Below are 21,607 nucleotides of genomic sequence, written 5' to 3' on the forward strand. Positions count from 1 at the left end.
AGCGTGACGTCAAGGCCATCCGGCGCGGCAAAAAGATGTTCAACGGCACAAAGCCATTGCGGTCATTGAATGTTTCACTTCACATGACCTCATGACGCAGCCTTCGATAATCTCAGAACACGATTCCAGCGGTACTCGTGTACGCATATCCGGAGAGCTGCTCACGCAATCGCTGCAAACCGTTGAACAAGGTTTTGCCTCTGTCCGCCCAACCGGAGACAGGGTTGTTCTCGATCTGTCCGAGGTCGAAGCTCTGGATACCGGCGGTGCCTGGCTGATCGCGGACCTTGGCAAACGCTTCACGTCGCAAGGTGCAACACTTGAATTTCAAGGGGTGAAACCGGCACATGCCACTCTGATAGATACTGTAACCCGCAGCATACCCGACGAACCCGGTGAACTTGATAAACCGCGAAGTCTGTTGGATTTGATCGCACAGATGGGTCACATCACCGTAGGTGCCTGGCGGGATACGCTTTCCATCCTCGAATTTCTGGGTCTGACACTGCATCGGCTGTTTCGTACCATTGTCATGCCATGGCGACTGCGCAAGGCAGCGCTGGTCACACACATGGAAGAGACCGGGTTCAAAGCACTGCCAATCGTGGCCCTTATGGGATTTCTGATCGGTGTCGTACTGGCCTTTCAGGGCGCGACCCAACTGAAGCAATTTGGAGCTGAGATATTCGTGGTCGAGCTGATCTCGATCTCGGTTCTGCGTGAACTGGGCATATTGCTGACGGCTATAATCGTTGCCGGGCGCTCGGGTTCTGCATTCACCGCATCTATCGGTTCGATGAAAGTGCAGGAAGAAATCGACGCAATGCGAACGCTGGGTCTGGACCCGATCGAAGTTCTGGTCATTCCCCGCGTTTTGGCCTTGTTGATCATGCTGCCCATACTGGGATTTGTCGCCGATATCGCGGGTCTGTTTGGTGGCGCATTGATGAGCTGGATCGACCTGGGGGTAAGCCCCGGCATGTTTCTTACTCGCTTGAAGGAAAACACCGACGTCTGGCAATTGGCGGTCGGTCTTATCAAAGCTCCGTTCTTTGCGCTCGTTATTGGCGTTATTGCCTGCTGGCAGGCAATGCAGGTCAAAGGGTCCGCCCAAAGTGTCGGTCAACGTACGACAGCATCAGTTGTTCAATCCATTTTCATGGTGATCGCAATCGACGCTTTGTTTTCGATCTTCTTCTCAGAGATCGGAATATGACATGACCGGGGATACACCACAGCCATCAGTCGCCACAACTACAGACCGTGAGGCTGTCATTCGTGTAAGCGGGCTCCGAACTCAGTTCGGTACCCAGGTGGTACACGAAAACCTGAATCTTGATGTCTGGAAGGGAGAAGTTCTGGGAATCGTTGGCGGGTCGGGCACCGGTAAATCCGTATTACTCAGAACTATCGTAGGGCTGAACAAACCCGCCGCCGGAGAAATCGAAGTGCTGGGCGTCGATGTTCTGAATGGCCCAGAGGATGACCGCCGCAGGATCGAACGCCGCTGGGGTGTTGCCTTTCAGGACGGGGCACTGTTTTCGTCACTGACCGTGCTGCAAAACGTGATGGCTCCGTTGCGGGAACACACAGGTCTCAGCGAAAAACTAATGGAGTCTCTGGGTGCGTTGAAGATCAGCCTCGTGGGACTGCCACAGCTGAGTTGCGGCAAGTTTCCGTCAGAACTGTCGGGTGGCATGCGCAAGCGCGCTGCGCTGGCTCGGGCGCTGGCCCTTGACCCCGAGATCGTTTTTCTGGACGAACCAACCGCAGGATTGGACCCGATCGGCGCAGCCGCGTATGATGAACTGATCGGTGAGTTACAGCAGGCACTTGGGTTGACCGTTTTCATGGTCACCCATGATCTGGACAGTCTTTACGCGATCTGCGACCGCGTTGCAGTGCTTGCAGAAAAGCGCGTACTGGTTGAAGGTCCGATTGAGGACATGACCAAGGTCGACCATCCTTGGGTACAGGAATACTTCACAGGCCCCCGCGCCCGCGCGGCGCAACAGAAGGGGCAAAACAGGTAAAGGCAATGGAAACCCGGGCGAACTACATCCTGATCGGCGCGTTTACTCTTGCAGGGTTGCTGGGCGCATTCGGCTTTTTCCTGTGGCTCGCCAAGTTTGAGATCACGCGCCAATACGCTTATTACGATGTACTATTTGACAATGTCGCAGGTCTGTCGGCAGCCAGCGGCGTGAACTTCAACGGCCTGCCGGTCGGGCAGGTCGTTTCCTTGCAACTGGATGATAATGATCCGTCAAAGGTTCGCGTGCGGATCGAAGTGGACGCAGACATTCCGATAACCAATGATACAATCGCACAGCTTCAGTCACTTGGTGTGACTGGTGTTGGTTATGTCGAACTGACAGGGGGGTCCGCTAACGCCGAACGATTGCCACAAAAGAGCATTATCAAGAGCAAACGAAGCACAATTCAATCCCTGTTCGAAGGCGCGCCAAAAGTTCTGGATGAAGCCGTAACGCTTTTGGAGAACCTGAACAAAGTCGTCGATGATAAAAACCGGGAAGCTGTGAGCGGTATTCTGGACAATCTCGCTTCGGCCACAGGTAAACTGGACAATACACTGACAAGTTTTGAATCCGTGGCAAATGACATCGGCAGCGCTGCGCAGGATATTGGCGCGTTTTCAAAGCGGCTGGACCCACTGATCGAAACTGCTCAAACAACGCTCGAAACCGGTACGGAAACATTGGAAGCCGTCAAAACGGCTTCCGGGTCCGCCAAGACCGCGCTGGACGAAGCTAAAACAACTCTTCAGACGGCGGACCGCATTTTGCAGCAGGACGTGAAGCCTTTCATCGAGCGAGGCTCGCAACTGGCTGAACGGTTGACCGTTTTGTCTGATGAAGGCAGCGTTACCCTTGGAATTTTGAACGAAACCGTTCTGAACGCCAATACGGCGCTTGGCTCGATTACTACGGCGATGGAGTCCGCCAAGGGGGCGCTGGCTTCGGCAGAATCCGCTTTTGACTCTGCAAATCGTGTCATGGAGGAAGACGTGGCACCTGTTGCGGAAGATGTCCGGAAGGCGGCCAATCAGGTGACCGAAACCGTCGCGGGCATAACGGAAAAGATCGATCAGATCTCGGATGACGTCCTGAGCGCGTCAAATTCCGCGTCCGAATTGCTGGGAACCATCGACGACATCGTGCAGAGCAACCGCCGACAAGTGTCAGACTTCCTGCGTGTCGGGTTGCCTCAGTTTGTTCGTTTTATCGAAGAATCCCAGCGTCTTGTTATCAGTCTGGATCGCCTCGTAGACAAAGTTGAACGCGATCCGGCACGTTTCCTTCTGGGCACCCAAGCATCGGAGTTCCGTCAATGATCAAGCCTGCACTTGCAATGCTGATGGTCGTGTTGTTTGGCGGCTGTGCTGGTCTGGGCACGTTGAAACAAGCGGCGAAACCGAATGACTTGTATCTGCTGACCCCTAAAAGCACTTTTTCCTCAGCGCTGCCCAGGATTGAAAAGCAGATCGTCGTTCAGGAACCGACGGCAACTGCCGCAGTGAACACGGATCAGATTGCCATTCAACCTACCGCGTTGCAGGTTCAATATTTGCCCCGCGCCCGCTGGGTGGATCGCGCGCCCTTGATCGTTCAAACCCTATTGGTCGAAAGCTTTGAGAACTCGGGCAAAGTCGCAGCTGTTGGACGCTCAACCGTTGGTCTGCGAGCCGATTACGTAATTGCCCCGGACCTTCGAGAGTTTCAGGGGGTCGTGATCGAAGACACCGAGAATGGAACCAAAATTCGCGTCGAAGTTCGTATTAACATCAAGGTGATCGACGAATACGAAGACAAGATCATTGCGTCCAGCTCGTTCCAGGAAAACGTCGTGGCGGCAAGCGATCAGACACCCGATCTGATCAACGCGTTTGATCTGGCTTTGGGGCGCGCGATGCGAGATTCTGTAGAATGGAGCATTCGCAAGATCAATACCCACGTGGCAAACAACCCGCGATCCATTCCCAGATAACGAAAGCCGCATAAGACGGTGGAAAAAGCGGGCAATTACAGACGCGCTTTCACATGACCAAACATTGCTCTACCCAATGTGGTTTTCAGAATTGTGCAGCCGAAGCTCGGTTCCAATCATCTGCAAATTCTTCGGGAATGTCGTCCTTTAACAAGGCGCCATCCTCCAGATAGGTATAAAGTTCGGCATAGCTGCGCTCATGCTCGTCCGCAGTGCGGCGCAAGATATCACGGGGATGTAACTCGGATGCTTTTTCCTTGCCCATGGCGCCCAAAAGCTCGCGGAAACTTTCCAGCGTGGCATCGTGATAGCGATGAACACGCCGACGTTTCTGCGGCACATTCACGGCGCGCCCGCGGATGGGATCTTGTGTAGCCACCCCTGATGGGCAACGGTTTGTGTTGCAATGCAATGCCTGGATGCAACCAACCGCAAACATCATCGCGCGCGCCGAGTTGCACATGTCTGCACCAAGCGCCAACTTCTCGACCATGTCATAACCGGTCGCCACTTTGCCGGAGCAGATGATCCGAATCTTGTCACGCACTCCGACACCGCGCAAACAGTTGCTGACAAAGATCAAGGCTTCGTTCAGGGGCATACCCAACCGGTTGGTAAATTCCACCGGGGCTGCGCCTGTGCCCCCTTCTGCCCCGTCAATCGTGATGAAATCCGGCAAGATACCCGTTTCAAGCATTGCTTTGCAGATCGCCATGAACTCGGACGGCCTGCCGATGCACAGTTTGAAACCGACAGGTTTGCCACCTGACATTTCCCGCAGGTGCTGGACAAAATGCATCAAACCCGTGGGCCCATCGAATGCGCTGTGGGTGGGCGGAGAAATCACATCCTGATGTTCTGGCACACCACGTATCTCGGCAATCTCAGCATCAACTTTGGCAGCAGGCAGAACACCGCCATGGGCGGGCTTTGCACCTTGTGACAGCTTGATCTCAATAGCCTTGACCACGTCCTTTCTTGCCTTTTCGGCAAACTTGTCCTTGTCAAATCCACCAGCCGGGGTCCGGCACCCGAAATAACCCGTCCCGATCTGCCAGATGATGTCTCCGCCTTCAGCCAGGTGATGCGGTGACAGACCGCCCTCTCCGGTGTTATGCGCGAACCCCCCATCCTTGGCTCCTCCGTTCAGCGCGCGGATGGCGTTGGCGCTGAGCGCGCCAAAGCTCATGGCAGACACATTAAGACGCGAGGCGCTGTATGGTTGCGTACATTGTGGACCGCCCAGCAATATGCGTTCTTCACTTTTGTCTACATGTTTGGGGGCAAGTGAGTGGTTGGCGCGATGATACCCGGTTTCGGTAATGTCGTATTGCGTGCCGAACGCCTGTGTGTCCACCTGCCCCTTGGCCCGAGAATAAACCAGCCCTCGGACAATTCTGTTGAAAGGCCGTCCACTTTCGTTGGTTTCCACGAAGTATTGGCGAATTTCCGGACTTACAAATTCCAACATGTACCGGAAATGGCCAAGAACCGGATAGTTGTTCAGGACGTTGTGCCTGGTCGTCAAAACATCATAAAGACCGATGATCGCGTACGGCACCAAAATGATCAGAAGCCAATGGGCAGGCGACCAGAAGAACCCAAGGATCAGAACCACTGGCAGACAGACACAGCTTAGAAAAAAGAAAATTCTGCGTACAATCATGTTCCAAACTCCTTGTGTTTTTATCGGGCTGATGAGCCATGCTGTCAGAACTCAACGTGAAACAGATTGAAATTTTATTTCAAGTGTCAGCGGTAAAATGTCTGCATAGGGACGAAAACGTGAAATCGTGTTACGAACCGCCCAAATGTTGAACCCAGTGCATCCAGCGGATAAATCACGCGAACCGGACGACAAAGGGCCGATCCTTGCCAAGTACACAATCCTATCTCTTGCGTGAACGAAAAAGCGTGATGTTTCTGTCCGTCTTCGTCGGTGGGGCGCTTGGGTCGTTGATGCGTGAGGCGTTTGCACTAGAAATCCCCGGCCTCAGCTTTCTAACTTCGACTTTCGGCATCAACGTGATCGCCTGTTTTGTTCTGGGCTGGCTGTATTCCGTGCGCCATAAGGTGCACGCGCATGTTCTGCATCTTAGCGCCGTTGGATTTTGCGGCGGATTGTCGACCTTCTCATCTTTTGTTGCTGATCTTGAACGTATGGCCGAAGGCGGCCTATGGGTAACGTCCCTGGCAATCGGGCTGGAAGTTTCATTTGGCCTTGCGGCCGCGCTGATTGGCGAAAGCCTTGGTCGTCATTTTCACTCTGAAAAGTCGCCGTCATGAGCGAATTGTATCTTCATTCCATGTTCGCGTTGGGTGGAGGTCTGGGGGCCGTGATGCGCCATTGGCTGGCGCTGAAAATTCGGCACGACTTGCCACTAGCAACCTTGCTCGTAAACGTGTTGGGCAGCTTGTTGCTTGGGATCTGGGTGGGGTATTTGGGAGGTCCTGTAGACATAGCCGAGGACCAAAAACGTCTTGTTTTCGGGTTTTGCGGCGGTTTTACAACCTTCTCCAGCTTTGCCTACCAATCGCTCGAGCTTCACCGCGAACGCACAATGTTTTTGGCAGCAGGCAATATTCTGATCAGCCTTGCTCTGTGCTGGTTCGCTTTCTGGCTTGGCCTGCTGTTAACGCGCTGAAGCGCACCAAGCTGGGCAACAAACTCGAACACTGATTTGCTTTTCTTTCCGACCAACGTTGGGTCCCAAGCCACGCCAACGCTCTGACAAATAAAGAGTTTGAAAAGACTTATTGCATTAAGCTGAACTGCATCGAGTGTTCTGGTGTGTGAGCAATGGCCTGTGTCCTTTACCCGGACATGGGCCATTTCTTAATCGGATCAGACCCCATAACGGGCAAGAAACATATCCACGGCTTGTGTCGCCACTTCGGTGATTTCTTCTTTGCTGAACGAATTCTGAATTCCAAATGCGGCCCGGGTCCAGATTCTTACCTTGCAAAGCTCGGAGAACTGCTCAGCCGCGATATAAACATCTTCAATCGCCAACTCACCTTTGGCCACGGCTTTTTCAAGATATTCCGCCATTTGACGCTGGCCATTTTGCGGCCCCGCTTCGTAAAATGCGCGGCCAAGTTCCGGAAACCGGTCCCGTTCGGCAACACAAATCCGGAAAACTTGCTGCGCGAAATCTGAAACCAGAAACGCCGTCAATTGTGTGGCCGCGATCATCAGCACGTCGCGGGCGGGTTTGGTCTCGTCAATCATCGCGATGATCCGTTCAGCCATCAGGCAGCATTCCGTTTGCGCAACTTCCATGAACAAAAGACGCTTGTCCGGGAAATAGCTGTACAAGGTTGCTTTTGATACTCCAGCCGCGCGGGCAATATCATCCACGCTTGCGCCCTCGAATCCATCCGCCATGAAAACCTCTCGGGCCCCGCGCAAAACCTGATCGAACTTTCGGCCTGTGCGCAGGATGGTGGCGGTCTGGGTCATGTCATCTCCTCGAGCAATACCTGATACAGTTTATAAACCGTTCGGTTCAGGTACAAGGATTCTCGTATTTCTCTAATATCTGACAATGCTCTAATTGTGCCGCAGGTCTCTTGCGACAGTTTCAAACCGTGTTAGGACTTGGCCCATGGCCGATATCTTTTTGCGTACACTTCCCTTTTTTGCGATCATCGGCCTTGGCTTTTGGGCTGGGCGCACACGGTTCTTTACGGCCGAAGCAACCGCATATCTGACCAAGTTCGTATTCTTCTTCGCACTATCGGCAATGCTTTTTCGATTTGCGGCGACCCTGCCCTTTGCAGAGATTTTTAACGCAAGACTGATCTTCGGTTACCTCATAGGCACCGCCGCTGTTTATGGCATAGCCACTTGCGTAGCGTGGATTCGCAGCCTTGATGTGCCGACTTCGGCGGTTGAAGCACAGTGCGCTGCCATTGGAAACGTTGGCTTTCTTGGCCTGCCAATGCTCGCGGTGCTGTTCACCGAAGCAGCTATTGGCCCGGTCATGCTGGTTCTGACCGTAGATCTGGTTGTATTCTCGTCTCTGATCGTGATCCTGATCAACGGTGGGCGTGACGGAAGGCTGACGCCAGCCACTTTCAAACTGATTGGAATGGGTCTGCTCAAGAACCCGATGATTGTCTCGATCTCTGCCGGGCTCGTCTGGTCATCCCTGCAAATCCCGGTTCCCGATCCGCTGAACAGCTTTCTGGCCATTCTCGGTGGTGCCGCTACCCCCGGAGCGCTTTTTGCAATCGGCGCGTCCCTGACTGGCAAATCCGCAGAAAGAATTCAGATCGCAGCCTGGTTGAGTTTCTGCAAGCTGGTGCTCCACCCGCTTTTCGTGGCAATCGCCCTGATCTGGCTGATCCCGGTCGAAACATTCCCGGCAAGCATTGCAATTGCGGCGTCCGCTCTGCCCGTAGCAGGAAATGTCTATATGTTGGCCGCGCATTACGGCATTGCCCCACAGCGTGCCTCGGCTGCTATTTTGCTGTCGACGCTCGTCAGCATTGTAACAATACCGCTTGTTATTGCGACTCTAGGAACTCCCTGACCTTCACCTTTTTAAAAATACTCACACCAAAGGCACTCGGACTTTACGCCGGGTCCGTGGATCGTTAGCCATGTTGCGACTCTAGAATAAGGACGATGCCTGATGGAAACCCTTTCGGAAAATGCCTGTTTCGGCGGAGTGCAAGGCGTGTATCGCCATGCTTCGTCGACATGCCAATGCGACATGACGTTTGGCCTTTTTCTTCCGGCCGAGGCGAAAGATGGCCCGGTTCCGATCTTGTGGTATCTTTCTGGTCTGACCTGCACCCATGAAAACGCGATGACAAAAGCCGGCGCACAAGCTTGGGCTGCGGAACAAGGCATTGCAGTGGTATTTCCCGACACTTCGCCACGCGGTGAAAGTGTTGCGGATCACGACGACTACGATTTGGGTCAGGGCGCTGGGTTCTACGTGAACGCCACGCAGGAGCCCTGGGCACCGCATTTCCGGATGTGGGACTACATTGCCGACGAATTGCCTACCCTGCTGTTCGAAAGCTTTGCCATCGATAGCGAACGTCAGGCCATTACGGGTCATTCCATGGGCGGGCATGGTGCATTGACGTTGGCCATGAACCTTCCAGGACGGTACCGCTCGGTTTCGGCCTTCGCACCCATCGCGAACCCGACAGGCGCTGACTGGGGGCGCAAACAGCTGGGCGCGTATCTGGGGGGTGATGAATCCCTTTGGGCCAAACACGATGCTTCCCTGTTAATGAAAGAAACCGGTTTCGACGGCCCCATCCTGATCGATACGGGCACCAATGATCAGTTCATGGACCTGCTGCGCCCCGAAGCGCTTGCCCAAGCCATCGCTGAGCGTCGCCAGCAAGCAACCATCCGCCTCCAGCCGGGGTACGACCATTCATATTTCTTTGTATCTACCTTCATGGAAAATCACATCGTTTTCCACGCCGAAGCGCTGTACGGAGACTGAGGTATGAGCAAATACGATTATGATCTGGTCATCATCGGTTCCGGGCCTTCGGGGCGTTCTGCAGCCATTCAGGCTGGCAAGCTCAAGCGACGGGTTCTGGTGATCGACCGTAAAGACCGTTTTGGTGGGGTGTCCGTTCACACGGGCACTATCCCATCCAAGACATTGCGCGAAACAGTTCTGAATTTGTCCGGTTGGCGCGAGCGCAGTTTTTATGGCCGTTCCTATCGGGTCAAGGACCAGATCCGCGCCGAAGATCTGAAAGCCCGCCTGCACATGACCCTCGATCACGAGGTCGATGTGTTGGAACATCAGTTCAACCGGAACCACGTCGATACTCTGGACGGTTTAGCCAAGTTCGTCGGGCCACATGAAGTGGAAGTCGCCACCGATGCCGGAGAGACCACACGTGTAACGGCCGCCAAGTTTTTGATTGCGACAGGAACCAAGACCTACCGCCCCGATTATGTTCCGTTCAACGGCAAGACCGTGGTCGATGGCGACGAGTTTCTGGAAATGGCGGAAATCCCGCGTTCACTGGTTGTTATCGGTGCCGGGGTCATTGGGGTCGAATACGCCACGATGTTCTCGGCACTGGACGTTCGGGTGACGCTGATCGAGCCGCGGGATACGTTTCTGGACTTCATCGATAGCCGCTTGATTCATGATTTCACCCATCAAATCCGCGAAAACGGTGTTGATCTGAGGTTGGGATCGGCTGTCGAAAAGATTGAAGATGCGGGCGAGCATGTGGAAGTGACCCTTGAAAACGGGCGCCACGTGCGGGCGGAAATGCTGCTGTTTGCAGCCGGGCGCATGGGCGCAACATCGAAACTCAATCTGGATTCAGTTGGACTGGAAACCGATCACCGCAATCGGATCAAGGTAGACCGCAAGACATATCAGACCGCGGTTCCGCATATCTACGCGACCGGGGATGTGATCGGTCACCCTTCGCTGGCCTCGACTTCATTACAGCAAGGGCGTGTGGCTGCCTGCCATGCGCTCGAGACACCTACACTGCCGGAAAGCCCGTGGTACCCATATGGTATCTACTCGGTTCCCGAAATTTCCACCTGCGGCATGTCCGAGGAAGAACTTCAGGAACGTGGCATTCCGTATGAGGTCGGCGTGGCCCGATTCCGCGAAACCTCGCGCGGGCATATCATGGGGCTGGAACACGGCATGCTGAAGATGCTGTTTTCGCTGAAGACCCGCCGTGTCTTGGGTGTGCAGATTGTGGGCGAAGGTGCGACTGAACTGATCCACATCGCTCAGGCGGTGCTTAACCTGAAGGGCACTGTCGATTACTTCGTTCAGAACACGTTCAACTATCCAACTCTGGCCGAGGCTTACAAGATCGCCGGGCTGGATGCTTTCAACCGGATGCCGATCCCGGAGGAATTCAAGGTGCGGAAGAAACCTGCAGAACCGGAGGAAAAAGAGGCCAAAAAGGCGTGACAACGCTCTATGTCGATGGCGATGCCTGCCCTGTAAAGGCCGAGGCCGAACGGGTTGCTACGCGACACAAGGTGCCTATGGCACTGGTGTCGAATGGCGGTCTTCGAACGTCAGCAAACCCGCTTGTACAGGTCATCGTGGTCTCGGAAGGTGCTGATGAAGCGGACAAATGGATTGCAGAGCGCTGTGGCGCAGGGGATGTAGTTGTTACCTCCGATATCCCTCTGGCCGCGAAATGCGTCGCAGCGGGTGCCCAAGTTTTGCGCCCGAACGGCGAAGCTTTTACGGCAGCGAACATAGGCCAGCAATTGGCAATGCGTGATTTGATGGCTGACCTGCGGGCCGCCAATCCGCTGGGGGCCGGAGGCGGCGGCCGACCATTCAGCAAAGCAGATCGTTCAAGGTTTCTGGATGCGTTAGAGCGGGAACTTCGCGCTGCGACCCGAGGGTAAGTGCAATCACCAGCAAGCTAAAATGCGAGCCTGCAACCAGAAACGCCCGTTTACAAGCCCGCTGAAAGAACGCAGGCTGCGAAAGACTTCTGATCAGGCTATTCGCAAACGGAGACCGAATTATGAAAGTACAGGGTGCTCATTACCGGTCAATTTGGTGGGACAAATCGGCAGGTGAGGTTCGGATTATCGACCAGCGATGGCTGCCCCATGACTTTCGGGTGGTTACCCTGAAAACGCTGGATGAATTTGCGACAGCGATCCGCGACATGTGGGTCAGGGGTGCGCCACTGATTGGTGCAACAGCCGCGTTTGGAATTGCCGAACAGATGTCCCGTGACAGCTCTGACGCTTCGTTCGACGCCGCATATGACGTATTGCACGCGACCCGGCCAACGGCTATCAACCTGCGATGGGCTTTAGACAGATGCCGCGACGCGCTGATGCCACTTGCCCCAAGTGATCGCGCTGAACGGGCCTGGGCACTGGCACAGGAAGTTGCAGACGAAGATGTCGAGATCAATGCATCGATAGGTCGCCATGGGCTGCAACTGATCAAAGATATTGCAGCCCGAAAGCCTGCAGGTGAACCGGTGCGGCTATTGACGCATTGCAACGCCGGATGGCTGGCAACGGTGGATTGGGGAACGGCGACAAGCCCAATGTATCATGCGCATGACGCGGGCATTCCGCTTCATGTCTGGGTGGATGAGACCCGACCGCGTAATCAGGGGGCGCTGACATCCTGGGAGCTTGGTGAACACGGCATTCCCCATCGTTACATCGTGGACAATGCAGGCGGTCACCTGATGCAACATGGTTTGGTTGACGCGGTCATCACCGGTACAGACCGGACTACGGCACAAGGCGATGTCTGCAATAAAATCGGCACCTACCTGAAGGCTTTGGCGGCGCGGGACAACGGGGTTCCGTTTTTTGTCGCCCTGCCCTCACCTACGATTGACTGGATGGTTCGGGATGGAGTGTCGGAAATACCGATCGAGGAACGTGATACAAAAGAAGTGACCCATGTCATGGGCGTGGACGGCCAAGGGGATATTGCCGATGTTCGCGTCACCCCGAACGGTACGGAGGGTGGCAATCCTGCCTTTGATGTCACACCAAACCGGCTGGTGACCGGGCTTATCACCGAGCGTGGCGTCTGTGCCGCCTCTGCCGAAGGCCTTGCCGGATTGTTTCCGGACCGAGCCGGCTAGATTTACACCCCACGCGGCATGACCGCTGGCACGCTCACATAGGTCGAGAGCGAAACGTCACCTCAGGCAGGGACTGCCAGACGGTTCTCTCGGATCGGTAGATGAACGATGGCGCTGAAAGCCCCTATTGCCACACCGATCCACCAGACAAGGGCATAGTCACCATATTGGTCATACATACGTCCCCCCAGCCAGACGCCCAGGAAACTGCCAACCTGATGGCTGAAGAAGATTATGCCATAGAGTGTTCCCATGTAACGCAGACCATAGAGGTGCGCGACAAGACCCGACGTAAGCGGAACGGTGGCCAGCCAAAGTGACCCCATCACCAGCGAGAATGTAATAACGGACAACGGCGTTATCGGGAAAATGATGAACAACGCCGCAGCAAGCGTCCGACCGGCATAGACCGAGGCCAGCAGATATTTCTTGGGAAAATGATTGCCAGCCCAGCCCGCCAAAAGGGTCCCGGCGATATTGGCCAAACCAATCAGTGAAATCGATACCGCGCCAAGTGCGGACGTGGATGTGATGCCGATGGAATGCAGCACGCTGCCGGGTTGGATCGGGCCGCACATTTCGGTCACGAATGCGGGGAAGTGAGCCGTGATAAATCCCAGCTGGTAACCGCAGCTGAAAAATCCAATAAATATCAAAGCGTAAGAGGGGTCTCGGAACGCCTTGCCCAGAATTTCGCCCATGCTTTCTTGCAACGCTGCCTTTGAACCTAGCTGAGGCGCCCGCATGAAGGGCAAGGTCAATACAAGCGCTAGAATCGCAGCCGCAAACACGACGAAGACCTGTTGCCAGGGCAGGAATGACAGCAACCACTCAGCTGCCGGCGCGCCCAAAACCTGTCCGAAACTGCCCGCCGCTGTAACGACGGCCAGCGACATGGACCGATTTTCATCAGAGGACGCGCGACCGACCACAGCCAAAACCACGCCGAACCCGGTTCCGGCAATGCCAAACCCCACCAGCCACGCATAAACCTGATGCTCAAGCGGTGTGACGGACCAGGCCGACAGAACCAGACCAGCAGCATAGGTCAAGGCACCGAGGACAATGGCCTTTCGGTCTCCTACTTTCTCAGCGATAGCTGCAAAGATCGGTTGACCGATGCCCCAAGCCAGATTCTGGATGGCGATCGCCAATGAGAAATCCGTGCGCAGCCAGCCAAATTCGCTGGCAATCGGAATCTGAAACACGCCGAAAGACGCGCGCACGGCAAAACTGACCGTTATGATGATGCATCCAACGAACAGGATCGGGTTCAACATGCGGGTGGATTGCGGCATAGCGACCTCGGGTAGTTTGGTCCGACGGACCGTACTGCATTTACGGATCGCGTCAATTCAACAGATTTGCGGTCACGGATAAGCAATTTTGATACGTCAGGGAAATGGCATCTTTTCAACGCGCTGGGTCACGGGTAAGGCTCTGGGTCATGACGGATCTGATTTCGCTTTACGAAGCCCGCGTTGCGGATGGAACTCTGACGCGCGACGACGCTCAAGAAGCCGTTTTGCCCCAGTTTGATCGCATCCGCGCGGCACTGGCCGAGCCGGTAAAACGAGGGTTTTTCCGCAAGGCTCCGCCAACGCCCAAAGGCCTGTACCTGTGGGGCGGCGTCGGACGCGGCAAATCGATGCTGATGGACATGTTCGTCGACACGCTGGGTGAAATCCCCGCACGGCGCGTTCACTTTCATGCCTTCATGCAGGAAATCCATGCCGGAATGCACAAGGCCCGAAAAGAGAACGTCGAAGATGCTCTGGCACCTGTGGCGAGAGAGGTTGTGAAATCCGTCCGCCTGCTGGCCTTCGACGAGATGCAGATCACTGACATTACGGATGCGATGATCGTTGGCCGCTTGTTTGACCTGCTGCACGAGGGTGGCGTTGTTGTTGTGACCACGTCGAACAGGCATCCGGACGAGCTGTATAAGGATGGGTTGAACCGGCAATTATTCTTGCCTTTTATTGCCCATATCAAAGACCAGTTGCAGGTATGGGAACTGGTATCGCCCACGGATTACCGTCAGAACAGACTAGAGGGTGCTCCGGTCTATTTTACACCCATCGGGCCCGAAGCGCGGCAGAAAATACGGGATGTCTGGAAAGATCTTGCAGGCGGTCCTGCCGATCCGTTGATATTGCAGGTCAAAGGCCGCGCTGTCGAACTGCCCGCATTTCGCAATGGTGTTGCACGGGCTTCGTTCTATGACCTGTGCGGCCGGATGCTGGGACCGGCAGACTATCTGGCTATCGCAGAAGCAATTAAAGTGCTGGTGCTTGAGGACATCCCCCGTCTGTCGAGAAATAACTTCAACGAAGCCAAGCGCTTTGTCATCCTGATTGATGCGCTCTACGAGGCAAAAGTTCGGTTGATCTGCTCGGCTGCGGCAGAGCCCGAGATGTTGTATGTCGAAGGTGAAGGCACCTTTGAGTTTGAGCGTACTGCGTCGCGCCTGCGGGAAATGCAGGACCAGAACTGGGGGAAGTAGGGGGCTCTGCCCCCGTCGCGCTGCGCACGCCTCCCCCGGAGTATTTGCGAAAAGATGAAGCTTAACCGTTTTCTCGCAGGATGTTTCCGGCAAGATAAAGGGAGCCGCAGATCAGGACACGCGCCTGTGGGTCTTGATCCGTGATTGCCTTCAACGCATCCGAAACGCTTGCAGCGACCGAAGAGGGCAAGCCAACTTTGGCGGCGGCGGCGGCGGTTTCATCGGCGCTGAGCGTGGCCGCCTCGCCCGGTATGGAGACGGCAGTCAGACTTGCAACCTGTCTGGACAGTGGCGCGAGATACCCAGTCACGTCTTTCGTGTTGAGCATACCGCAGATTAAATGCGTGGGACGTTTCGGCATTTTCGCCAGCACATCGGCCAGCGCGATACCTGCGGCCGCGTTATGCCCTCCATCCAGCCACAGTTCGACCTGAGGGGCTTGCTCGGTCAGCGGGCCGGTTTTGAGACGTTGCATACGCGCAGGCCAATCGGCATTGGATACGGCAGCCTCGTAGGCCGCGTCACCCATTGAAAGATGACGCAGAACCGCTAAGGCGGCACCGGCATTCTGGAACTGATGTGCACCCAGCAGGTTGGGTAGCGGCAGATCACGCAGCCCGGTTTCGTCCTGATAGATCAAGCGCCCGTTTTCTTCATGAACGTGCCAATGCTGGCCATGTACAAGCAGCGGTGCGCCCAACCGGGCGGCTGTGTACTCGATCACCTCCAGCGCCTCGTCTTCTTGCGGGCCGACGATGCATGGCACACCAGGTTTGATAATGCCCGCCTTTTCGGCGGCAATCTTTCCCAGGGTGTCGCCCAGATACTGTTCATGATCGATTGAAACCGGCGTAATGACTGTCACCGCCGGTTCATCAATCACATTTGTCGCGTCAAGCCGTCCGCCCAGACCGACCTCGAGCAGAGTGTAATCTGCTTTGCAGCGAGAGAAGGCCAGCAAGGCGGCGCAGGTTGTGATCTCGAAATACGTGATGTTCTCGCCGCCATTCGCCGCGTAGCACTCATCCAGAACCGCGGTCAGGCCGGGTTCCGAAATCAGTTCGCCCGCCAACCGGATACGTTCGTGAAATCGCGCTAGATGGGGCGAAGTGTAGGCATGAACGGAACGCCCTGCCCCTTCCAAGCCCGCCCGGATCATGGCCTGGGTCGAGCCTTTACCGTTGGTTCCGGCAATATGGATAACTGGAGGCAGCTTGAGCTGCGGGTTGTCCAAAGCGGCCAGCAATCGCCAGACGCGGTCCAAGGTCAAATCAATGATCTTGGGGTGCAGCGCCATCATCCGGTCGAGTATGGCGTCAGATGTCTTGGTGTTCATTTTTTTCCGGTCTCTTCGGCCTGCGCGACCTTGGCCGTTTCATCCGGGATCGGTGCTGGCAGATCACCTTTGATCGCCGGCGGTTGGTTCATCAGCATCCGGGTGATGGTGATCAGTTCGTCGCGCATCTCGGTACGTTTGGTGACACGGTCCAGCATCCCGTGATCCAGCAGGTACTCGGCCCGCTGGAAGCCGTCGGGCAACTTTTCGCGAATCGTCTGCTCGATAACTCGGGGACCGGCAAAGCAGATCAACGCGTTCGGTTCAGAGATGTGGACATCGCCCAACATCGCATATGACGCCGTCACACCACCGGTGGTGGGATGGGTCAGCACAACGATATAGGGCAAATTCGCTTCTTTCAGCATTTCGACGGCTACGGTTGTGCGCGGCATTTGCATCAGGCTGAGTATGCCTTCCTGCATCCGCGCACCACCAGCTGCCGAGAACAGGATCAGTGGGCGCTTTAGCTTAACCGCTTCTTGAGCGGCCGCGATGATCGCGTTGCCTACATACATGCCCATTGATCCGCCCATGAAGGAAAAATCCTGCGCTGCTGCAACGATAGGCGTGCGCCCGATTTCTCCTTTGACAACCAGCATCGCCTCTTTTTCGCCGGTCTTTTTCTGCGCCGCTCGCATACGCTCGGGATATTTCTTCTGGTCGCGGAAATGCAAGGGATCGTCTTTGGGGGCTGGCACTGCAACCTCAGTGAAAATACCGCCGTCGAACAGGTGATTGAATCGCTCGCGTGGGGTAATCGCCATGTGATGGTCACATTGGGTACAGACGTTCTGATTTTCCGCAAGTTCACGATGAAACAGCATCGTTCCGCACTCGTCACATTTCTGCCAGAGGTTTTCGGGCACTTCGCGGCGAGAGAAGATCGAGTTGATCCGGGGGCGGACGTAGTTTGTGATCCAGTTCATGTCGGAACCTTGGCTTGTGCGGTGTTGACGTCAAATAAGACGCCACGGGAAGAAATGCAATCAACGCCTGAGCGCAAGCCGCGCTGCCAGCCAGCATACGAACATCACAGCCAAATCCACCATCAGCCAGGGACGAAGCCGTTCGGCGTCAGATGCATCGAAGGGAAGCGAGAAAAGCGCCAGCCCACTCAAGTTATCTGGCAAAGAAATGAACAATAATGCGATGATGTTATTGAAGAAATGCAAGGCGATAGCTGGCCCCAATGTGCCTGATCGCGCTGTGAGATCGGATGCAAACAACCCAAATATTAATGCCCAAAGCACAAACAGAATTGCATTTTCTCCTTCCAGTTCCGGTGTGTAGTGGCCGGCGGCAAACAAAACAGACGGAACCCCCATCCAAATGACGGGCGATTGAAACCTGGCTGCAAGAGCTTGCTGAATGTACCCTCGAAACAGAACTTCTTCGGCGCTGGTCTGAATCAGGACAACCAATACCGAGACCGGAAGCAACAAGAGCCAAGTTGAAAATGGCAGATTCTTTGACAGAGATTCCCCCAAGCCGTAGGGCGGCAGCAAGACACCGACGGCGCCCAAGATAAGCAGGGCTTTCAGCACTTTCAGAAATTGGGCCGCAACCAGACCCCGTTGGCCAAAAATTGATCGCAAAGATCGGTGCTGAAGCTGACGCGCGGCCACTGCCACGCCAAGAATGATGAACCCGAAACTGGCCAGCATCAGAAGCAGCGCCAAAGGTGTGTTGCCTTGCAAAAGTTCCTGACCCCACTTCGCTGGGCCCAACCCCGTGATCACGGTAAAAAACACCAGGTTCAAAACGCTGACCAGCGCGGCGATCAATGCCAGCCCCAGCAAAAGACGCCAGAGTTCGGGTCTGGCGCGGGCTGTTTCGACCAAACGCGCATGAGCCGAATACGCTCTAGGCATTCTTACCAATACCTTCCTGCGCCGTTTCATCTGTCACGGGCGGAAACATGTCTTCGGCGTTCTGGGTCACGCTGATCCTGTTCGAGAGCGTCGTCAGATACCCTGCAACCGTCTGCAGCAACTGCATAGCGACCGAAGCATCGCTTTCAACAACGGCACGCAGCTCTTCTGCGCCGATACGCAAGAAGCTGCTATCTTCCGTCGCGACCAGATCCAGCTGCCGTGGTTCCCCTGTAATGATGGACAGGTCGCCGATGAGCCGTCCGGGTTCTATGATCGAGATTGTCCGTTTCGTTCCATCCTCGTTGGACCAATCCAGTTTGGCCTGTCCTGAAATGCACAAATAGGCCGCATCCGGCGCCTGACCGCGGGAAAAGATGACTTGTCCGGCGCTGGCCTCGTACCATTGCGCCGAAAACGCCAGCAGCCGCTGGTTTCGGCCATCCAAGCCAGAAAACAGCTGCGTTGCTGACAGGATCTCGAGTTTCCGGCTCAGATCGTCCGAAGTGCTGTCCTCATGCGCTGGCCTGCTCCGCGAGACGCCGTCGATCCGTCCATCCTTTATTTCTACAAACAAGTCATAGGCTTCGGGGTGCGCAAAATGATCCTCCATGAAAATCATGATGGAATCGGGCAGCAACTCCCGCAGTTTCAGGCGCGTGCGCAACCGGCTTTCCGAGTCGTGGCTGGCCAACGCCTTGTCCAGGATCAGAATGTCGGGGCGTTTGATGCCTGCGCGCGAAAAAGCGGCACGCTCCTGAAACACAGTTGGAAGGTTGTTGCCGCCCAGCCCGGACGGAAGGTCATAAATAATGGCCGCTGCTCGACGGCGCAGACCGGCTTCGTTCATGGCCTCTGCAACGATGTCTTCGATATCTTCGGCATGGGCACCTGCCATCAAAGATATCCGGCCATAGATCGCGTTTTCCATCACGGTCAGGCGCGGCACATAGATGTCAGGCGCCACAGACATGAACAAACCGTCCATTGCACCACGCAACCGTTCAGCCTGGGTCTTGCGGATAGCAAGGATTTTTTCCTTGTATTCCTCTGGGAAATCAGGACCGATCTGTTCTGCGGTCAGAAGGAAAGGCACTGTCAGTAGCAAGGCGCGCTCCTGATCGCTCAGCGCAGCATTCCCTTTGGCTTTGCGCCGGTCCTGGATGTCAAGCAGCCGATGATACATGTCCTTGGACATGCCAAGCCGCAGAAACAGGGGATGGTCAGCCCCATCCCGCCCAAATGTCTTGCCAAGAGTATCCATGACGGCATTCGATATGCTGATCGCGTCATCTGCAAGATCATGGGTGCTGAGCAATTGTACAAACCGCGCGTCGCCAGCCAGAATGTCTGGAGAGATGTCGCGCGACGGTGCCGCGAACAACAGGTTTCCCCCAAGCGGGACAGCCGGGTTGAACTGGTTGGGATCGAACCGATAAACATACCGATCCAGTCCTTTTGCCTTCAACCGTTCAGCGATGGAGTCTCTCAGCCTGACTATTTCCTGTGCCAGTATCGGGTGTATCTCTGGATCAAACTGGGTGCGCAGAGTGCGCCGGAACATGAACTCGTCAATCCCCATGGCTTCCACCAGTTGGAACCACCAATCACGTATTCCATCAATATCGTCCAGACCGGCCAGTCCCGGATCGATCCACTCATCTTCCAGCGAGTCTGGTGGGTTACCGGCCCGAACAGACTCGATCTGACGACGGGACGGGGTTCTTATGGCATCTGCCTCGTGCTGTGGATGGGTGCGCAATGACATCATGAGGTTATCGCCCAAAGTCCCGTCAAACAGATACGGGCGTGAATAGGCATAACCGATCCGGGCCGCGATAACTGATTGGTGCAATTCGTCCAGCCTGTGGCCAGCTATGATCACATCGCCCTGAACAGGCAGAACCTCGCGGGTCAGCAACTGGCCCAATGCACTGCGTTCCGACGCATGGGTGGATTGAATCGCCACACGCGCGCCACGTGGGATAGTCAGATCAATATCCTCTAGAATGGTTTTGCCATCGCCATCGCGTACGGTCACATTGCGCAATTCGATATCACCGGTCAGATGCGGAATGGTTTCCGGCTCACCGATGAACAGCTCTTCGGGAATCATGTTGTCCGGGGCAAATCTTTCAGTAACCACTTCCCATCGCAGGGACATATCCTGTACCTGGTTGTAGTAGGTCAGAAGGTCTTTCCAGGGCCCGCTAAGGTCTTTGTACGCGCCCAACGCGGCAACCAATGCACCTACTGTCACCTCGCCCGTGATCGCCAGGTATCCGCCCACCGAATAAAACAAAAAAGGCGTCATCTGAGTGATCAGATTGTTCAGGAACTTCATAAAGAATTTCTTTTTGTAGATCTTGAACCGGATCTCGAACAAGGTTCCCAGCCTATGGCTGAACTGTGCCAGACGATACCGCCAGCCGCCATTCGTGCGCAGGTCGCTGATGCCCGCCGCGCTTTCCCCGATTTCCGAGCTCAGGCGCCGAACCTCCTGAATACGGTCCTTGTTCAGCAAATTGATCTGGCGTTGCAACTTGGGGATCAACCAGGCCTGAAGCGGGATCAGCGCGATGCTTGCCAGACCAAACCAGAGGCTTTGCATGAACAGAAAGGTGACGATTGTCATCATTTGGCCGAACTGAAACACCGGTTGCGCAATCGCATCCCCCATCAAGCCGCCCATCGGCTCGGCCTCGGATGTGATCATCGAGACCAGCTCTCCTTGGCTGGTGGTCGCGAAATAGGACTTTGGGAACCGCATCGAGCGTTGAATCAGGGTATAGCGAAGACGGCGCAGCATACGTTCGGACAAGATGCCTTTCATCGTATTGATGCGCATCTTCATCAAACCACTGGCGATCACAGTGGCCAGAAATAGAAAGCACAGTATCATCAGATACTGAACTTGAGACACTGTGATGCCCCAGACTGTCACCGTGTCGCCCGGCGCACCAATAGCGTCATTGATGATTTGTTTCGGCAGCTCCAGCGACGCATATAGAAAAGGGAAGGACAGGACCGTTAGCAGCAACAGGACAAGTTGCTGTTTTTTCGAATACTTCCAAATAAAAGAAAATAATGTGGGCTCCATAGCCTGGCCTTATCGATAGCTTAACTGATGTTTGGCTGTTCTGGGGTAACCCATTTTTAGGAAACAGACGGTAAGCACTGACCCGACGTATTGCAAGAATTGACGGCATCAGCCCCCCAATCCGGCACCTATCTTTTTTACGCTTACCCACCAACCAGAAAACGTAGCGCTCAAGTAGT

The 21,607-nt window shown here is 55.1% G+C and carries 19 protein-coding genes; 12 read left to right on the forward strand and 7 right to left on the reverse strand.

Annotation, left to right across the window (positions count from 1 at the left end; genetic code table 11):
• Nucleotides 1–91: 91 nt before the first annotated feature.
• From ACR0JI_RS09415 to ACR0JI_RS09430, 4 genes are read left to right on the forward strand one after another with little or no spacing between them, the layout of a single operon-like run.
• The gene (locus tag ACR0JI_RS09415; protein WP_480494152.1) at nucleotides 92–1,216 is read left to right on the forward strand and encodes an ABC transporter permease; all 1,125 of its coding nucleotides are present in this window, start codon (nucleotides 92–94) and stop codon (nucleotides 1,214–1,216) included.
• A 1-nt stretch (nucleotide 1,217) separates the two neighbouring features.
• Nucleotides 1,218–2,033: an ABC transporter ATP-binding protein gene (locus ACR0JI_RS09420; protein WP_480494154.1), complete on the forward strand. Its 816-nt coding sequence runs from the start codon at nucleotides 1,218–1,220 to the stop codon at nucleotides 2,031–2,033.
• Between the two features lie 5 nt (nucleotides 2,034–2,038).
• Entirely contained in the window at nucleotides 2,039–3,355 is a 1,317-nt protein-coding gene (locus ACR0JI_RS09425; RefSeq protein ID WP_480494156.1) for an MlaD family protein, read from the forward strand.
• On the forward strand, nucleotides 3,352–4,008 hold the full coding sequence (locus ACR0JI_RS09430; RefSeq protein ID WP_480477226.1) for an ABC-type transport auxiliary lipoprotein family protein: 657 nt from the start codon (nucleotides 3,352–3,354) through the stop codon (nucleotides 4,006–4,008). The genes ACR0JI_RS09425 and ACR0JI_RS09430 overlap by 4 nt, the downstream gene beginning before the upstream one ends.
• Before the next feature lie 85 nt (nucleotides 4,009–4,093).
• On the opposite strand, the gene ACR0JI_RS09435 is transcribed toward ACR0JI_RS09430, so the two are convergent.
• On the reverse strand, nucleotides 4,094–5,674 hold the full coding sequence (locus ACR0JI_RS09435) for an FMN-binding glutamate synthase family protein (protein WP_480477224.1): 1,581 nt from the start codon (nucleotides 5,672–5,674) through the stop codon (nucleotides 4,094–4,096).
• Between the two features lie 251 nt (nucleotides 5,675–5,925).
• Between ACR0JI_RS09435 and ACR0JI_RS09440 the strand changes: the two genes are divergently transcribed.
• Nucleotides 5,926–6,294: a fluoride efflux transporter FluC gene (locus tag ACR0JI_RS09440; protein WP_480494158.1), complete on the forward strand. Its 369-nt coding sequence runs from the start codon at nucleotides 5,926–5,928 to the stop codon at nucleotides 6,292–6,294.
• Nucleotides 6,291–6,653, forward strand: a complete 363-nt coding sequence (gene crcB, locus ACR0JI_RS09445) for a fluoride efflux transporter CrcB (RefSeq protein ID WP_480477220.1) — start codon at nucleotides 6,291–6,293, stop codon at nucleotides 6,651–6,653. Before ACR0JI_RS09440 ends, crcB begins: the two co-directional genes overlap by 4 nt.
• Nucleotides 6,654–6,853: 200 nt before the next feature.
• Here the strand turns inward: crcB and ACR0JI_RS09450 are convergent, their stop codons facing one another.
• Complete coding sequence (locus tag ACR0JI_RS09450) at nucleotides 6,854–7,471, reverse strand: TetR/AcrR family transcriptional regulator (RefSeq protein WP_480477218.1); 618 nt, start codon at nucleotides 7,469–7,471, stop codon at nucleotides 6,854–6,856.
• Between the two features lie 145 nt (nucleotides 7,472–7,616).
• Between ACR0JI_RS09450 and ACR0JI_RS09455 the strand changes: the two genes are divergently transcribed.
• The 5 genes from ACR0JI_RS09455 (at nucleotide 7,617) to mtnA (ending at nucleotide 12,612) form a co-directional block, all read left to right on the forward strand.
• Nucleotides 7,617–8,546, forward strand: coding sequence for an AEC family transporter (locus tag ACR0JI_RS09455; RefSeq protein WP_480494160.1), 930 nt, complete (start codon nucleotides 7,617–7,619; stop codon nucleotides 8,544–8,546).
• Between the two features lie 102 nt (nucleotides 8,547–8,648).
• On the forward strand, nucleotides 8,649–9,482 hold the full coding sequence (gene fghA, locus ACR0JI_RS09460; protein WP_480494162.1) for an S-formylglutathione hydrolase: 834 nt from the start codon (nucleotides 8,649–8,651) through the stop codon (nucleotides 9,480–9,482).
• Between the two features lie 3 nt (nucleotides 9,483–9,485).
• Nucleotides 9,486–10,943 carry a Si-specific NAD(P)(+) transhydrogenase gene (sthA, locus tag ACR0JI_RS09465; RefSeq protein ID WP_480494164.1) on the forward strand — a complete coding sequence of 486 codons (1,458 nt, stop codon included), beginning with the start codon at nucleotides 9,486–9,488 and terminating at the stop codon, nucleotides 10,941–10,943.
• A complete protein-coding gene (locus ACR0JI_RS09470) occupies nucleotides 10,940–11,395 on the forward strand; it encodes a YaiI/YqxD family protein (protein ID WP_480477210.1) in 456 nt (151 codons plus the stop codon). Before sthA ends, ACR0JI_RS09470 begins: the two co-directional genes overlap by 4 nt.
• A 122-nt stretch (nucleotides 11,396–11,517) precedes the next feature.
• Nucleotides 11,518–12,612 carry an S-methyl-5-thioribose-1-phosphate isomerase gene (gene mtnA / locus ACR0JI_RS09475; RefSeq protein WP_480494166.1) on the forward strand — a complete coding sequence of 365 codons (1,095 nt, stop codon included), beginning with the start codon at nucleotides 11,518–11,520 and terminating at the stop codon, nucleotides 12,610–12,612.
• Between the two features lie 62 nt (nucleotides 12,613–12,674).
• On the opposite strand, the gene ACR0JI_RS09480 is transcribed toward mtnA, so the two are convergent.
• Nucleotides 12,675–13,910: an MFS transporter gene (locus ACR0JI_RS09480; protein WP_480494168.1), complete on the reverse strand. Its 1,236-nt coding sequence runs from the start codon at nucleotides 13,908–13,910 to the stop codon at nucleotides 12,675–12,677.
• A 149-nt stretch (nucleotides 13,911–14,059) separates the two neighbouring features.
• Between ACR0JI_RS09480 and zapE the strand changes: the two genes are divergently transcribed.
• Nucleotides 14,060–15,118 (forward strand): cell division protein ZapE, encoded by a 1,059-nt coding sequence (zapE, locus tag ACR0JI_RS09485; RefSeq protein WP_480477204.1) that lies wholly within the window; start codon nucleotides 14,060–14,062, stop codon nucleotides 15,116–15,118.
• 61 nt (nucleotides 15,119–15,179) lie between these two features.
• On the opposite strand, the gene ACR0JI_RS09490 is transcribed toward zapE, so the two are convergent.
• Genes ACR0JI_RS09490 through ACR0JI_RS09505 form a run of 4 tightly spaced genes read right to left on the reverse strand, consistent with a single transcriptional unit; the run spans nucleotide 15,180 to nucleotide 21,428 of the window.
• Nucleotides 15,180–16,454 (reverse strand): bifunctional folylpolyglutamate synthase/dihydrofolate synthase, encoded by a 1,275-nt coding sequence (locus ACR0JI_RS09490; protein ID WP_480477202.1) that lies wholly within the window; start codon nucleotides 16,452–16,454, stop codon nucleotides 15,180–15,182.
• Nucleotides 16,451–17,383, reverse strand: coding sequence for an acetyl-CoA carboxylase, carboxyltransferase subunit beta (gene accD / locus ACR0JI_RS09495; RefSeq protein WP_480477200.1), 933 nt, complete (start codon nucleotides 17,381–17,383; stop codon nucleotides 16,451–16,453). Before accD ends, ACR0JI_RS09490 begins: the two co-directional genes overlap by 4 nt.
• Nucleotides 17,384–17,443: 60 nt before the next feature.
• The gene (locus ACR0JI_RS09500; protein ID WP_480494170.1) at nucleotides 17,444–18,328 is read right to left on the reverse strand and encodes a CPBP family intramembrane glutamic endopeptidase; all 885 of its coding nucleotides are present in this window, start codon (nucleotides 18,326–18,328) and stop codon (nucleotides 17,444–17,446) included.
• Nucleotides 18,321–21,428: an ABC transporter transmembrane domain-containing protein gene (locus ACR0JI_RS09505; RefSeq protein ID WP_480477196.1), complete on the reverse strand. Its 3,108-nt coding sequence runs from the start codon at nucleotides 21,426–21,428 to the stop codon at nucleotides 18,321–18,323. The genes ACR0JI_RS09500 and ACR0JI_RS09505 overlap by 8 nt, the downstream gene beginning before the upstream one ends.
• Between the last annotated feature and the right edge of the window lie 179 nt (nucleotides 21,429–21,607).

The organism is Ruegeria sp. N10 (genome assembly GCF_056531545.1).